Origin of the sequence: Pseudoalteromonas sp. PA2MD11 (assembly GCF_017808125.1) — a bacterium.
Taxonomy (GTDB): Bacteria; Pseudomonadota; Gammaproteobacteria; order Enterobacterales; family Alteromonadaceae; genus Pseudoalteromonas; species Pseudoalteromonas simplex.
The window spans coordinates 61,069-75,744 of the sequence record NZ_JADKNF010000015.1; the positions used below are offsets into that span (position 1 = coordinate 61,069).

The 14,676-nt window shown below is 41.2% G+C and carries 9 protein-coding genes; 6 read left to right on the top strand and 3 right to left on the bottom strand.

Features of this window, described 5'->3' with window-relative positions; translation table 11 throughout:
- Window positions 1-66: 66 nt before the first annotated feature.
- Complete coding sequence (metG, locus tag ISP07_RS15665; protein ID WP_209328160.1) at window positions 67-2,091, bottom strand: methionine--tRNA ligase; 2,025 nt, start codon at window positions 2,089-2,091, stop codon at window positions 67-69.
- Window positions 2,092-2,269: 178 nt separating this feature from the next.
- On the opposite strand from metG, the gene apbC reads away from it, so the two are divergent.
- From apbC to ISP07_RS15690, 5 genes are all read left to right on the top strand, one after another.
- The gene (gene apbC, locus ISP07_RS15670) at window positions 2,270-3,349 is read left to right on the top strand and encodes an iron-sulfur cluster carrier protein ApbC (RefSeq protein WP_209328161.1); all 1,080 of its coding nucleotides are present in this window, start codon (window positions 2,270-2,272) and stop codon (window positions 3,347-3,349) included.
- Window positions 3,350-3,668: 319 nt separating this feature from the next.
- Window positions 3,669-6,320 carry a glycoside hydrolase family 16 protein gene (locus ISP07_RS15675; protein ID WP_209328162.1) on the top strand — a complete coding sequence of 884 codons (2,652 nt, stop codon included), beginning with the start codon at window positions 3,669-3,671 and terminating at the stop codon, window positions 6,318-6,320.
- A gap of 78 nt (window positions 6,321-6,398) precedes the next feature.
- The gene (locus ISP07_RS15680; RefSeq protein WP_209328163.1) at window positions 6,399-9,350 is read left to right on the top strand and encodes a TonB-dependent receptor; all 2,952 of its coding nucleotides are present in this window, start codon (window positions 6,399-6,401) and stop codon (window positions 9,348-9,350) included.
- Between the two features lie 228 nt (window positions 9,351-9,578).
- Complete coding sequence (gene dcd, locus ISP07_RS15685) at window positions 9,579-10,166, top strand: dCTP deaminase (RefSeq protein WP_138615771.1); 588 nt, start codon at window positions 9,579-9,581, stop codon at window positions 10,164-10,166.
- 132 nt (window positions 10,167-10,298) lie between these two features.
- Window positions 10,299-12,794 carry an EAL domain-containing protein gene (locus ISP07_RS15690; RefSeq protein ID WP_209328164.1) on the top strand — a complete coding sequence of 832 codons (2,496 nt, stop codon included), beginning with the start codon at window positions 10,299-10,301 and terminating at the stop codon, window positions 12,792-12,794.
- Here the strand turns inward: ISP07_RS15690 and ISP07_RS15695 are convergent.
- Complete coding sequence (locus ISP07_RS15695; RefSeq protein WP_209328165.1) at window positions 12,760-13,536, bottom strand: CLCA_X family protein; 777 nt, start codon at window positions 13,534-13,536, stop codon at window positions 12,760-12,762. The two genes, ISP07_RS15690 and ISP07_RS15695, sit on opposite strands and share 35 nt — an antisense overlap.
- Window positions 13,536-14,135, bottom strand: coding sequence for a tRNA-uridine aminocarboxypropyltransferase (locus ISP07_RS15700; RefSeq protein WP_209328166.1), 600 nt, complete (start codon window positions 14,133-14,135; stop codon window positions 13,536-13,538). The genes ISP07_RS15695 and ISP07_RS15700 overlap by 1 nt, the downstream gene beginning before the upstream one ends.
- 121 nt (window positions 14,136-14,256) lie before the next feature.
- On the opposite strand from ISP07_RS15700, the gene ISP07_RS15705 reads away from it, so the two are divergent.
- Window positions 14,257-14,601 carry an Hpt domain-containing protein gene (locus ISP07_RS15705; protein ID WP_209328167.1) on the top strand — a complete coding sequence of 115 codons (345 nt, stop codon included), beginning with the start codon at window positions 14,257-14,259 and terminating at the stop codon, window positions 14,599-14,601.
- Window positions 14,602-14,676 lie beyond the last annotated feature (75 nt).

Here is a 14,676-nt window from a genome sequence, read left to right on the forward strand (position 1 = left end):
TTAAATACAAAAAAACCGTTGTGTCTGAAACACAACGGTTCTTTATATTAACTAGCAATTGTGTAATTACATTACACGCATGCCAGGCTCTGAGCCTTCATCAGGGTTAAGAATATAAATTTCTTTTCCGCCAGGGCCTGCTGCTAATACCATGCCTTCAGACATACCAAAACGCATCTTACGAGGCTTAAGGTTTGCTACCATTACCGTTAGCTTGCCTTCGATGTCTTCTGGTGCATACGCCGATTTAATACCTGCGAATACTTGGCGCGTTTCGCCACCTAAATCTAAAGTTAGTTTTAATAACTTATCTGCGCCTTCAACGTGTTCTGCTTTAGCAATTTTTGCTACGCGTAAATCAACTTTCGCAAAATCATCAAATTCGATTTCTGGGCTGATAGGTTCTTTTGCGAGTGGGCTGTTTGGATCAATCTTGTCTTTTTCAGCAACTAGACTTTCTTTTGACTCTTCAATCATTTTGTTTACTTTATCCATTTCAACACGTTGCATTAACGGTTTGAACTTATTAATTGCGTGACCAACCAGCGCTGTTTGCGCGCCTTGCCATGTTAAACCGTCGTTTAAGAAGGCTTCAACGTTTGCAGCCATACCAGGTAGAACAGGTTTTAAGTAGGTGATAAGTACACGGAACATATTTAAACCAAGTGAGCATACATCGTGTGCTTCTTGTTGTTTTGTTTCGTCTTTAATTAACACCCATGGCGCTTTAGCGTCGATGAATTGGTTTGCTTTATCAGCAAGGGCCATGATTTCACGAATTGCACGGCTGTAATCACGGTTTTCGTAGTGATTTGCAATGCTTGCAGCAGCTGCTTGGAACTCACCTAATAGCGCTTCGTCCATTACGGTGTCGCTAAGCTTGCCGTCAAACTTCTTGGTGATGAAGCTTGCACAACGACTTGCAATATTAACCACTTTACCTACTAAGTCTGAGTTTACACGTAGTGCAAAGTCTTCAAGGTTTAAATCAAGGTCAGTAATGCCGTTGTTTAGTTTTGCTGCGTAGTAATAACGAAGATACTCAGGATCTAGGTTATCAAGGTAAGTGCGCGCCTTAACAAAAGTGCCTTTTGATTTAGACATCTTCGCGCCATTCACAGTTACAAAACCATGGGCAAATACATTTGTTGGCTTTCTGAATTTTGCGCCATCTAACATTGCAGGCCAGAATAAGCTGTGGAAATAGATGATATCTTTACCAATAAAGTGGTAAAGCTCTGCATCTGAGTCTTCGCTCCAGAATGCATCAAAATCAATCCCTTTTTTATCACACAGGTTTTTAAAGCTTGCCATGTAGCCGATTGGTGCATCGAGCCACACGTAGAAATATTTACCCGGTGCACCAGGGATTTCAAAACCAAAGTAAGGTGCGTCACGGCTGATATCCCACTGCTGTAGGCCATCTGCAAACCATTCATCAAGCTTGTTCGCCATTTCTTGTTGAATCGTGCCTGAGTGTAACCACTCTTTAAGCATGTCTTCAAAAGCAGGTAGGTCGAAGAAGTAATGCTCAGAATCTTTTAAAATTGGCTCAGCACCCGACATTACAGAGCGTGGGTTAATAAGCTCAGTTGGGCTGTAAGTTGCACCACAAGAATCACAGCTGTCACCGTTTTGATCTTCTGACTTACACGTTGGGCAAGTACCTGTTACAAAGCGATCAGGCAAGAAGATACCTTTCTCTGGGTCGAAAAGTTGAGAAATAGTATGCTTTTTAATGTGACCTGCTTCATTTAAACGGTTGTAGATTAACTCGCTGAAATGACGGTTTTCTTCACTGTGCGTGCTGTGATAGTTATCAAACTCAATGTTGAAATCAGCAAAGTCACGTTGACGTTCAACACTCACGTTTATAACCATCTCTTCTGGCGAGATCCCTTGCTTTTGCGCATTAAGCATAATTGGTGTGCCGTGAGCATCATCCGCGCAAACGTAATAGGTTTCATGACCTTGTTGTTTTTGGAAACGCGCCCAAATATCAGTTTGGATATATTCTAGTAAATGACCTAAGTGAGTCGGGCCATTGGCATAAGGTAATGCGCTAGTAATCAGGATCTTTCGCTGTGCCATAATCATTCCGAGTTGAGATTAGTTCGATGCAAATATGCTCGAATATCATTATTTAATTCATTGTGAGTTGCTTATATGCAACCTAAAGCAATGATATTATCTAATTGTCTGGTTTTAATGCCTTGAATGTTACATAATTCCGCAGCACTTTTCATCAAAGAAACGCTAATTTATTGCTATGTTTGGACTGTCAAAACTATTCTCAAGTAAATCGGCTGAAAAAGCACCTATCATTGCTGCCTTAGCCGCTTATCGTAGTAGCGCATTTGCCATTGGTATTGAGCAAGATTGGCTCGAAGAGCTTAATCAAAACAGCGATAAAAGCTGGCAAGTAAAACTAAGCCTCCCTTTTGCAGGCTTGGGCGAAATCAACGACATTGAAAAATTTGTCGCCGATAAACTATCAGTGCCTGTGTCAATTAGCGCTAAAGTGAAATTACCAAGCACATTTAGTTTTAAGCAAATCAAACATATTGTGCTCGTTGCTTCAGGAAAGGGGGGCGTTGGAAAGTCAACCACAGCGGTGAATCTTGCCTCGGCTTTAGAGCAAGAGGGTGCCAAAGTGGGTATTCTCGATGCCGATATTTATGGCCCATCTATTCCACTGCTTCTTGGCCTACAAGGGGCTGAGCCGAAAACAGCCGATAATAAAAACTTACTTCCTTTTGAGGCGCATAACCTCAAAGCGCAATCGATTGGCTTTTTAGTACCAAGCGATGATGCAACCGTTTGGCGCGGACCAATGGCATCAGGTGCACTTAATCAATTAATGAACGAAACCGCTTGGGGAGAGCTTGATTATCTCATCGTTGATATGCCTCCAGGCACAGGTGATATTCAATTAACCATGAGCCAAAAAGTGCCAGCCAGTGGTGCGGTGATCATCACCACGCCTCAAGATTTAGCCCTAGCCGATGCACAAAAGGGCATTGCCATGTTCAATAAAGTGAACGTGCCTGTGCTTGGCTTAATTGAAAACATGAGCTACTTCTTATGTGGTCATTGTGGTGAGCCTAATCATGTATTTGGTAAAGATGGTGCCGTAAAATTAGCACATCGTCATGGTGTGCCTGTGCTGGCAAATATTCCGCTGGCCATTGAAATTCGCGAGAGCTCAGAGCAGGGCGATTTAATTGCCAAAGACAACGCTGCTCAAATAAGCGAAACCTACAAAACCGCTGCCCGTGTACTTGCCAGTAGCTTGTATTATCAACAGGCGCACACAAGCGCAGTTGAAATAGTCATTACTGAAGATTGATTGTTGCAAAGATTTTGTTAATAGGTTTTTCTTATTAACAAAATCTTGGATGGTTCTTTATCATTAACTTTGCTCTTAACCCCCTTTTTTAGCCGTATATAGCCTACATTTTCGTTAAACATGTCCAAAAAACAAAATCGCCACAAATGTTAATATTTTATTGACGTTTTAATAACCTTATCATAGTCTAATGAAAGCGCTTACATTTACGGGCTTTTTATTTACCTTTAAATGTAAGCGCTTACAATTGACTGGTTAGAATAATATTCATATAAATCAGTTGAGTACTAACAAACACATAATGTTAGGGTTCAATGCAATGAACAGATTTAAAACACACTTAACACAACTTACAATGGCGCTTTCAGTAGCGACATTAGCTGGCTGCGGCGGCTCTGCCACAGATACGAAAATTGATACTGTCAACCCAACTGAGCCTGTTTCAGACTGGGTGATGGTTTGGGAAGATAATTTTGATGGCGATGCTATCGATGACAAAAAATGGAGTTTCGAAATAAACTGTGCGGGTGGCGGTAATAACGAAAAACAATGTTATACCGACAGTGAAGAAAACGCCTTTATTGCAGACGGTATTCTTAATATCGTTGCGTTACCTGCGGAAGAAGGGGCTGATAAGCCTTATACCTCTGCGCGTATTAATACTCGTTACAAAGCTGATTTTAAATATGGTCGCTTTGAAGTACGCGCAAAGCTGCCTAGTGGGCAAGGTTCTTGGCCTGCGTTTTGGATGATGCCTACCGATGAAGTTTATGGTGGATGGCCTCGTTCTGGTGAAATTGACATTGTTGAGTCGGTTAACTTGAAAGTTCCAACCGAAGATGGTGTCGAGTCCAATATTTACGGCACGCTTCACTATGGTAAAGAGTGGCCAAATAATGATAGCAGTGGTAAAGCTTATGCATTTGACCAAGGGTCGAACCCTGCTGATGACTTTCATACTTATGCTATTGAGTGGCAAGAGGGTGAAATTCGCTGGTACGTTGATGACTACCTATACGCGACACAGCGCAAGTCAGAGCTACTTTACAATGCAAATGGTGAAGCGCTGGCTCTAAAACATAAAGGTTGGTATACAGAGTACTTTGACCAAACAACTGGTGAGTTAAAAACGTTTTGGGATGAATCTCCTTATGACCAAGAGTTTTATTTAATTCTTAACTTCGCAGTTGGCGGTGATTGGCCTGAAAACGTTAATGCAACCGGTATTGATGCTAGTGCATTCGAAAATGGTCAGGCATTTGAAGTTGACTATGTTCGTGTTTATGAATGTGCGCAAGACCCTGATACAGGTAAAGGTTGTGAAACAGTCCGCCCAGGTTATGACAACTTAGACGATGCACTTGTGCAAGGCAAAGCTCCAGCTCCAACACCACTAAGTGATGGCACTGTTACGCCGCTGACTATTTTTGATAGCAGCTTTAACCCTAACTGGCCTGCATGGGACTGTTGTGGTGGCACAACGCCAGGGTTAGTTGAAGATGCAGACCGTGGTAATGTAGTTGAATTTAGTGTGGGTGCAGAGCCTACAGTAAATGGCTTTATTAGCCGTGATGCCTTTATTACCGATGAAAATGGTGAAGCCTCTCCTTTTGATGCTAGTGCAATGCTAGAAGACGGCTATGTAACGTTTGATATGCAAGTGACTTCGCTGCCTGCCACACCAGATGCACCTTGGTTATTTAAAATCGAAAGTGACGAAGGCGCGACAGCCGTTGAGCTTAACCTAAGTGCTAGCACTGAAGGTGTTAGCCCAGTTGCTGGTGAATGGCAAACATATACCTTCCCACTGCAAACATTAGCTGACGCAGGTTTAAATGTATCGCTAATTGATGTAATCATGATTTTCCCTGCATGGGGTCAAGGTGAGGGTGCTGTTTACCGTGTTGATAATGTTGAAATTACCAATGGCGGCACAACAACATTACCTTCATTAACTTTATTCACTGATGAAACTAATCTTGATTGGCCGCTATGGGATTGTTGTGGTGGTTCAACACCTGTTGAAGTAGTCGACGACGAAGAACATGGTGTTACTGCTGAGTTCTCTATTGGTGCAACTCCTACGGTAATGGGCTTTATTAACCGTACTTCATCTGGTGGCAGTGGTACGCAGTTTGACGCATCAGCATTGGTTGATGACGGCATGCTGCAGTTTGAGATGAAGATCACCTCTTTATCATCAACACCAGATGCGCCTTGGCTATTAAAAGTTGAGTCTAATGAAGGTGCAACAGCAGTAGAAGTTAACCTTAACACAAGCTCAGAAGGTGTTGACCCTGTTGCTGGTGAATGGCAAACATACACGTTCCCAATCAGTACGTTATTAAACGCAGGTTTAGATGTAAGTGCTATTGATGTAATCATGATTTTCCCTGCATGGGGTCAAGGTGAAGGTGCAGTTTACCGTGTCGACAATGCTCGCATTTATGCACCAGAGCAAGAATCGGCAGCATCAGAGCTGACGCTGTTTGCCGAAAACGTGGCTGATCAGTGGAGCATTTGGGATTGTTGTGCTGGCAGCACGCCAACAGTCGAAACTGACGATGAAACTCATGGCTCTGTGGCAGAATTTCAAATTGGTTCTACCGCTACGGTAATGGGCTTTTTAGCTGATGATGGCGTGAGCTTTGATGCATCGCACTTATTATCTGAAGGTGTGGTTCGTTTTGAGATGAAAATTGTTTCAAATGCCAGTAACCAAGATGCACAGTGGTTATTCAAGATTGAATCAAACGATGCAGGTCAAGCTGTGGAGCTTGCATTAAGTGCAAGTCAAGAAGGTGTCGAGCCGGTGGTTGGTGAGTGGCAAACGTATACTTATACACTTGCTGACTTACTAAGTGCAGGTCTTGATATTAGTGCAATCGACGTTGTTATGGTGTTCCCGTCATGGGGGATGGGTGAAGGTGCGGTTTACCGTATTGATAATGCAGTTATTGCAAAGCCGTAATTAACATTGGCAACAAGTGATGGGTGCTGATTACAGCACCCAGTATCCATGACAACATATTGCAAAAGCAGGTATATCATGAAAAGCACAAAATTTATTAAAACACCTCTTGCAGCGTCAGTTGCGATGATTTTAACCGCAGGGCTAGGCACTATGTCGGCTTATGCACAGGATGAGCAAGAGAAAGCTGATAACGATATTGAAGTTATCGAAATTAAAGGTATTCGTGGCAGTATGATCCGCGCCATGGATATGAAACGTGATGCAACAGGTGTTGTAGATGCGATTTCAGCAGAAGAGATGGGTAAATTCCCAGATACTAACTTAGCTGAATCATTACAACGTATTACCGGTGTATCAGTGAGTCGTTCTAACGGCGAAGGTAGCGAAATTACGGTACGTGGTTTTGGTCCTGAGTTTAACCTCGTAATGCTGAATGGCCGTCAAATGCCAGGCACGGGTTATACGCGTTCATACGCCCTTGAGAATATTGCCGCTGATGGTGTCAGTGCACTTGAAGTAGCAAAATCAGGGCAAGCAGATGTACCCAGTGGTGGTCTCGGTGCTACGGTAAATATTATTACTACGCGCCCATTAAATAGCCCAGGCGAGAAATTTAGCTCGTCTATTAAGGCTATTCACGATTCATCTAATGAGGCCGGTGATGATGTAACGCCAGAGTTTTCTGCAATGTACAGCAATACTTATGCTGATAATACATTTGGTTTTGCGGCATCATTCTCACATCAAGAACGTGATTTTCAACAGCAAAACGCCAATATTCAAGGTTGGCAAGCCAATGTTGATTTACCGACCCTTGATGAAGCTGACTACATTGACTCTCGTGCAGTCGATAGCGAAGGCAACCGTGTCGGTAATCATTTCTTTCCGAAAGACATGAACTACAGCATTGCTGATGTTGAACGTGAGCGCACTAATGGCCAAGTAACTTTACAGTACTCGCCAATTGAAAGCTTCACTGCAACGGTTGATTACACGGCGAGTCGTGCAATCACCGGTGTGAATACCGTGGGTTGGGGTATTTGGAATGAGTTTGGCAGTAACATTAACAGCTATGAGCTTGATGAAAATGGTACAGCGATTTATGCCGATATCAGTGGTAATGATGGTTCATTTACAGCAAGCCGTGGCACCACAGAAGTAAAAGCACGTTCAATTGGTTTAAACCTAGAGTGGCAAATTAACGACCAGTGGGAAGTTGAGTTCGATTATCATGATTCGAAAAACGAAACAGATAACGGCGCAGATGATGGCTTAGGTTCTGATGGTCAAATCATTCTTGGCTCAGATCAGTTACAGAGCAAAGTATATGATTACCGCACTGGTGAAGTTCCGCATGCCTACGTTAATTGGAATAATGGTACGACGGTACTTGATCCAAGTGAGATTGATTCAAACTTCAGTCAGTTTATTTACTCGCCAGGTGAGTCTAATGTTGAGCAAGCTCAGCTTCATGCAACTTGGTTTAATGAAAGCTTTGAAATTCCACTTGTTAAAGTGAAATTCGGTGCTGCCAATACTAAGCAAACTATGGGCGGTTTTACTGCATGGAGTGGCTTACGTGGCGGCCCTGGTTTTAACCCATCATTCACCGAAATCTTCCCTGATGGCATGTTCACTTATAATGATACAGGCGACATGCTAGATCAATTCTCTGGTGGTGGTAGTGCCCTTGAACCAAATTACTATTACACCTATAGCTTTGAAGAAGCGTTAGCGCGTCAACTTGCTTATTTGAATGAAGACTTATTGGGCGATAATCAATACTCAATTGATCCATTCTTTGATGGTATCGACAGTGAAAGCTACGTAGAAGAGAAAACGCAAAGCTTCTATGTGAATAGCTTATGGGAATTTGAATTATCTGATTACTTTGTTCAAATCAACGCAGGTCTTCGTTATGAAGAAACGGATGTGACCAGTACGGTTCGTCAACGTGTTGAAAGCCAAGTTAACTGGGTGAGTGCATCTGAGTGGATCATGCAGTACGAAACTGGCGGTACAGATAACTTTTATCAAGAAGAAGGTAACTATGATATCTGGTTGCCGAACATCGACGTAAAAGTTGAAATTACAGACGAGCTTGTTGGTCGTGTTTCATGGGGTAAAACCATGGCACGTGCGCCGCTGGGTAATTTGGCTGGTGGCCGTAGCTTAACGGGTAGCCCGAAACCAGGTTCGCGTACAGGTAGCCAAGGTAATACTGATCTGTTGCCATTTGAATCAACTAACCTCGATTTATCACTTGAGTACTACTACGGCGAAGGTAGCTATGCTTCGGTTGGTTACTTCAAAAAAGACGTAGATAACTTTATTCAAACGCAAATAACTGAAACAACCATTGATGGTTTATACGATATCTTAAATGGTCCTCGTTACCTTGAAGCTGTGGCATCTGTAGAAGCTCGTGGTGAGCAAGCTACAAGTGACGCTGTGTTCAATGAAATGCTGGCATTAGGTTATGGTAATGCGGATGGTGCCATTGAACCAACGAGTTCAGATCCACTGATGGTATGGAATATTTCTCAACCACAAAACACGGATAGTAAATCAGTTGATGGCTTTGAACTTGCTGTTCAACACTTATTTGGTGAAAGCGGCTTTGGTTTAGGGGTTAATGCTACGTTTGTTGATGGTGATGTTGAATTTGATGTAGCAAGTTTGACTCAACAAGCTCCTTTATCTGGCTTAAGTGACTCAGCTAACTTCCAAGCTTTTTACGATAAAGATGGTTTATCTGTGAAAGTGACTTACGCATGGCGTGACTCTTACTTAATTGGTGTTGGTCAAGCACAAGGCTCATCTGATGCGCCGCCACAATTTGGCGATACATATGGTCAGTGGGACTTGAGTGTTAACTACGACATTAACGAAAACACGACTGTTTTCTTTGAAGGTATAAACCTTAACAACGAAACTGAGCGTGGCTATGGCCGTTACGAAGATCAGTTCTTATTTGCTCGTCAATATGGACCACGTTACACAATCGGTGCCCGTTATAGCTTTTAATATGTGATCTCAAAAGGAACAAAAGCCGCTCGTTGAGCGGCTTTTTATTATCTATTTTAATTAATTAATAATTATTGAAGCAACGCACAGTTGATTTGTGTAATATATGCCTCATTAAGTCCACTATAATTAGCTTTTCGTAGACGCAAAAGGTTTGTGTTTTTTGTTAAAGTTATCGTTTTTTCCAACTTTAAATCAAATGTTTAAGTTGTTTAGGTAGAATAATAAATGAGATTATCAGATACCCATATTCAGCAATATATTGACGAAGGCCGCATTGTTATAGAGCCAGCACCAAGTAATGAAATGATCTCGGGTGTCACGGTTGACCTGCGTTTGGGCAATAAGTTTCGTGTTTTCCAAGATCATACTGCTGCGTATGTTGATTTAAGTGGCCCTAAAGATCAGCTTAATAAGGCAATGGAATCAATCATGAGTGATGAAATTGTGCTTGATGAAGAAGAAGCTTTTTTCCTTCATCCAGGTGAATTAGCATTGGCTATTACTCATGAAAAAGTTACTTTACCAGCAGATATTGTTGGTTGGTTAGATGGTCGCTCGTCGTTAGCACGCCTTGGTTTGATGGTACATGTAACAGCGCATCGTATTGATCCAGGTTGGTCGGGTAATATCGTTTTAGAGTTTTATAACTCAGGCAAGCTGCCACTTGCGCTTCGTCCAATGATGAAAATTGGTGCCATGAGTTTTGAAACCATGACAAGCCCAGCACAGAACCCTTATAACACGCGTAAAGATGCTAAATATAAAGATCAAAATACGGCAGTAGCAAGCCGCATTAGTGACGATAATAAATAATCCTTCAACATGTGGTCTTTGGGCCACATATCATTATTTGTTAAACTTTTTACTTATTTGCATTCTCATAAATTGGCAATTTAAGCGTATTCATCCCATACTTTTAGCTGGTGTTTAAAGCACGGAGCTAAAATGCACTTTATTGGCAAGCTGATCCATCAGGTTATAAAAATTTTGCTCGTTTTACTGGGCTGCGTATTGCTTCATAGTGCCAGTATTAATGCTGCAAGCAATAACTTACCGGTATGGGTACTTGATTCAGAACAGCCTTTAGCCAAACTTAGTCAGACCCTCGAAGTATCACTGCAAAATGCTGAGCCTTTAAATGCTTCAGAAAACAATACGGTTCGCCTCGCAGCACAAACCTCTTATTGGTTAATTATCGATTTACAGCAATTGCCTGAAAATAAAAACTATGTTGTTTATCTTAGTGAGCCTAACTTAACGTGGGCAAAGTTTTATCTGTTAGATGAAAATTATCAGTTCACCAATGATCAGCGGCTTGCTTCTCTAGAAAGTTTATCGAATGTGAGACCTCATTGGTTAATAGAGCACAGCCAAGGAGCTCGCTGGGCGCTAGTTAACTTCGTCCACAAAAGATCGCTAACATTAGAATTAGGTGTCGAAACAGCAAAAAGTTTTGAAGTTGACTTACATCAAACTATTTTGAGTTACGGTGCGATTTTAGGGGTGCTGATTTTGTGTATGTTTGTTTGTGGTGTTTACTTTTTTGTATCGCATCGAACAAAATACTTAGTCCTAAATGCCTATTTTATATTGGTCACCATTGGATTTTTAATCGATAACGGATTAATAAATTATCTAATTGGTGGTTTTAATTGGGAATCTAAATGGCCTGTTAATGAGTTCGCATTATGTTTTGTGAGCTATTTTTTATATCATTTTTTAGCGATCCATACCTATACAGCAAAGTTTAAAAAGGTCTGGCAAGCAATGATGCTGTGTTTATTCAGTGCAGCTTTATTGTCATCACTATTGCCTCATTTTAATCGTCAGTGGTTATTTATAGTCAGCTGTTTGGGCTTTTTGTGCTTTGCCTCTGTAATATTTTATAGTTTGATTAAGCGTAAGGGTAATCGTACTCATCTGCGTATTTTTATGCTTCTAATTATTGTTATTCAGGTGTTAAGTCTGTTTTTATGGAATGGATTTGGTATTGGCTACCATGGAATTCATAACACCATTTTATTGCTCACATCATTGGCGATCTGCTCCGTACTGTTATTAAAAGACCGTCAGCAAATTTCAGCATTTAGTTATTCGATGCTGCACGATGCGGATACGAAGCTACCAAATAAACAATTTTTACTCGCGCAAATGATGAAAAAAGTGTCGCAAAAGCAACATTTTTCAGTTTTATTATTTAAACCTCATGTACTCTCAAATGCACGTTCTACCTTTGGGTTTGAGCAAGCTAATATTTGTATCAATGAAAAATTAAGTATATTAAACATTCAGATGCAGACCATGAATACATTAAAGTTGGAAGTTCAAGCCACCAGAAGCACATGGCTTGCTCATATTGACGATAGTACATTTGGGTGTTTGATCTTGGGCGAACTAGAATTAAGTCATATTGAGCAATTTGCCTGCATGATCCATGGTGTGTTTGAAGAGGGCTTTACTCATGAAGAAATTAACTTAGTCGATCGTGTTGATATTGGTGTTGCTTATTACCCGATGCATGGCAATACCGCGAAACAAATATTGCAATGTGCAATACAAGCAATGACTGAAAAGCGCCTACAAGGTGAACGTTGGCGTATGTTCGACTCAGAAAGTGCGCGGCTTTCTGAACAAAGGTTATCCATTGCGGCAGCACTTAAAATTGCGATTGATGAAAATCAGCTAAGTTTGCACTTTCAACCGCAGATATGTTTGAAAACGGGCAAAGTAGTTGGCGGTGAAGCATTACTGCGCTGGACACATCCAATTTTTGGTATTGTCAGTCCTGAGATATTTATTCCAATTGCAGAGTCAGCAGGGGTGATCAATCAGCTAACAGAGTGGGTCGTTGAAAAGGGGGTTGAATGGCAAGCGAAGTTTTGCAAACTGATACCCGATCATGTTATTTCCATCAATATTTCTGCAAAGGATTTATTAAATAAAAATTTACCTGTGCTGCTAATTACCATTTTAAATGAGCAAAATGTGGCGGCTGAATCAGTGATGTTAGAGCTCACTGAATCAGCGACCTTAGAAGAAAGTAAAAAAATTAAAGCCACGCTTGATGATTACCGTTTAATAGGTCTAAAACTCGCTATTGATGATTTCGGTACAGGCTACTCATCACTTGCCTATTTAAGCCAACTTGGTTTTGATGAAGTCAAAATAGATAAACAATTTGTGTTAAATCTGCCGTTTTCGGTTAATGATCAAAGTATCTGTAAGGCAACCTGTGATATCGCCACTACTTTAGGTGCACATGTTGTTGCTGAGGGTATTGAAGATGAGCAAAGCCTCGCTATGTTACAAAGCTATGGTTGCCAGTTTGGACAGGGATATTATTTTTCAAAACCCCTTGCTGCAGATGATTATTTAGACTGGATAAGCGAGGTACAAAAACTTGACCTTAATCTTGATGCAACAGCGAACCTAGCTGATTAAAATATTTAAGCAAGGCTTCAAAACAATTCATCGTATGCTGCTCATCCGGGTAGATTAAGCCACTTTTCGATAAGCCACTCACTAAAAAGCTATTTTTGATGTTAGGGTGGACGCTAATACACTTTTCAAAACAGCGGGCAGCTAGTTCCTCTGGCATACTCATATAAAGTTGCTTTACTTGCTTATCAAAAGCGATAGATTGTTTTACGAATTCATTTGGATTTTTACCAGAGTTATCTAAAAATACCTGATGATAAAACTCATTTAAGCGTTGATTAAGTGGATGACTCAAGTCTGGTGACTGTTCTAGCCACAGCGCCGAACAGAATTGCATGCTCTTTCTGCCGCTAAATAAATGCTGACAAATATGATGGTCAAAAGCATGAAACCATTCATGGGCGAGTGCGCCACCGCCTGCATTTTTAGCCAGCGCAAGGGTTTGGCTGTGAGCATTATAATGAGCCTGCACACTTTTTTGTCCGCCATGACCAAAAGCAAAATTGAGTTTCCCTCTAAGGCCAATTGCCGTTGGCGGTAAAGTCAGTATTTGCGCAAGATCGGCTAAAGCATCGTAAATTAAATTCGCCGCTAATAGCCGTTCTTGCTTATTAACCCAATTACCAACCACCATAGTGCGAAAACCAAAGGTGTCGCGAATATCGTCAAAATCGACCTGATCATCAAAGCGATAATCGGGTCCTTGGCGATGAAAACCTACGCTTAGTCGTTTTGATACACGCATTAGAGATAGCGTGCCTTAACATCATCCGGCATATGCTGGGTTTGCTTATCGACCAGTGCTGCTAATAATCTGTATAGTGGTGTTACATCAATGCCTTCAATTAATTTAAGGCTATGAGCTACAGCTTCTAAAGTTGATAAACTATCTGCTCGAGGTGCTTTACGGATGACGTATTTGTTTTGTGGTATGTGCTTAAAACTCACCGTTTGAAATGCGCGGAGGCTAGGGGTTAATTGCAGCATTTTGTAGGCTTTTTTCCATGTACCATCAATTACGATTAAATGGCTCAAGGACTGTTTGAAAGCATCTGTAGTGGCAGTGTGCTCATCTAGACTTAAGGCATCCTCAGTAGGGTAAAGAACCGCTGTTGTTGCTTTTGGCAATGTTGCAAGCTGTAAAAAGTCTTGCTCTGACTCACCAGCGATGATCTGGCAATTTTCTAAACCTAAATTCAGTAAATTGGCCGTATTTTTAGTGACTTTTTCCTCACTTGGGTGGCGTAATATAATGATTTTTAGTTTATTATTGATTATGCTTATTGAATCACATAAACAGGTTTTAATTGAAAAGCCACAATGTGAGCATAATTCTCTAGCCATAGATACTCTTGTATACATTTGAAGTCTCTTTAGTATACATGAGCTAGAGCTGTAATTTTGCATTTTTAAAGCAGACAGCTAAAATTGCGATTTAAATATTTGGTTTTATTAAGGGATAAAGATGACGACTATCACTATCGATGAAAGTGCGCTTGAAGGAATGGAGTCGCTACTGGGTGATCAATTTGCTGACACGCTTTCTTTTTGTTGCAGCGAGTTTCAAAGGTTAGGCTCTGAAGTGCACGCTAATCTTGGTTCAGACAACGAAGCTGCAGCGCGTCATGCCCATAGCTTAAAATCAAATGCTGCCCAATTTGGAGCCCAAAGTCTATCTGAGCTCGCTCAAACAATTGAGCATGCACTCAATGAAGGGAATGCTGATATAGCACAGCAAAATAGTGCAAGTATCGATCAGCAAGTTTCTGGCTCTGTAGAAAAATTACAAGCTTGGTTCGCTACTCGCTAAAAACTTGAATTTATTTCAGTTATAACCGCAAAAATCCTCTGGCGTGGTGGCCTCTTACTGGGTTAGTCTTAAGGC

Coding starts and splice junctions, on each gene's coding strand:
- metG (WP_209328160.1), bottom strand. CDS start 2,091: ATGGCACAGCGAAAGATCCTGATTACTAGCGCATTACCTTATGCCAAT.
- apbC (WP_209328161.1), top strand. CDS start 2,270: ATGTTTGGACTGTCAAAACTATTCTCAAGTAAATCGGCTGAAAAAGCA.
- ISP07_RS15675 (WP_209328162.1), top strand. CDS start 3,669: ATGAACAGATTTAAAACACACTTAACACAACTTACAATGGCGCTTTCA.
- ISP07_RS15680 (WP_209328163.1), top strand. CDS start 6,399: ATGAAAAGCACAAAATTTATTAAAACACCTCTTGCAGCGTCAGTTGCG.
- dcd (WP_138615771.1), top strand. CDS start 9,579: ATGAGATTATCAGATACCCATATTCAGCAATATATTGACGAAGGCCGC.
- ISP07_RS15690 (WP_209328164.1), top strand. CDS start 10,299: ATGCACTTTATTGGCAAGCTGATCCATCAGGTTATAAAAATTTTGCTC.
- ISP07_RS15695 (WP_209328165.1), bottom strand. CDS start 13,536: ATGCGTGTATCAAAACGACTAAGCGTAGGTTTTCATCGCCAAGGACCC.
- ISP07_RS15700 (WP_209328166.1), bottom strand. CDS start 14,135: ATGGCTAGAGAATTATGCTCACATTGTGGCTTTTCAATTAAAACCTGT.
- ISP07_RS15705 (WP_209328167.1), top strand. CDS start 14,257: ATGACGACTATCACTATCGATGAAAGTGCGCTTGAAGGAATGGAGTCG.